Consider the following 523-nt stretch of genomic DNA (forward strand, 5'->3'; position numbering starts at 1 on the left):
CGAGCAATAGCGTCGTCACGGTGAAGGTTCGGATCGACATCATCGTGATCAGCGCTCCGCGGTCAGGCCGGCCGTCGATTCGTGAATTCGTCAAGGCGCGGGGACCACTGGTGGTTGCGCCTGCCCTCCTCCGTCCGGGCGCGACTCGCGTTAGCGAATCGATGCGTCCTGGGTGGTGTGGACGGCCGCCCGCTTGCAGACCGCATCACGCGCGGCACGATTGGCTGCAGTATTGGCGATCAGCACCTCGGCCCGGGCGAGGTTGCAGGCCTCGCGTTGCAGCTGCTCGCCTGATTGATTCGACCAGGTCAGCGCCGGTGGGTCGGATTCCGCGGGCGGACGTTGTTCGGCGCGGGACGGCAAGCGCTCCGATCCGGCGCCGCCGGTCATGGGACGCGGATCGGCGGGCCGCTGGTTCGCGGCGGGGTCGCCCAGCATGTGCTGGGGGTCGCCGGTCTCCCGCATGCCGAGCACGGCCGTCAGACCGATGAACAGAACAACGACCAGAACGCCGCCGTGAAGC

1 protein-coding gene is annotated in these 523 nt (G+C 68.5%); it reads right to left on the reverse strand.

Going from position 1 to position 523, the window contains the following annotated elements:
- Positions 1–150 precede the first annotated feature (150 nt).
- Positions 151–523: hypothetical protein (locus tag CKO27_RS24170; protein WP_200377439.1), on the reverse strand; the 373-nt coding region annotated here is incomplete at its 5' end.

Source organism: Thiocystis violacea (genome assembly GCF_016583575.1).
Taxonomy (GTDB): domain Bacteria; phylum Pseudomonadota; class Gammaproteobacteria; order Chromatiales; family Chromatiaceae; genus Thiocystis; species Thiocystis violacea.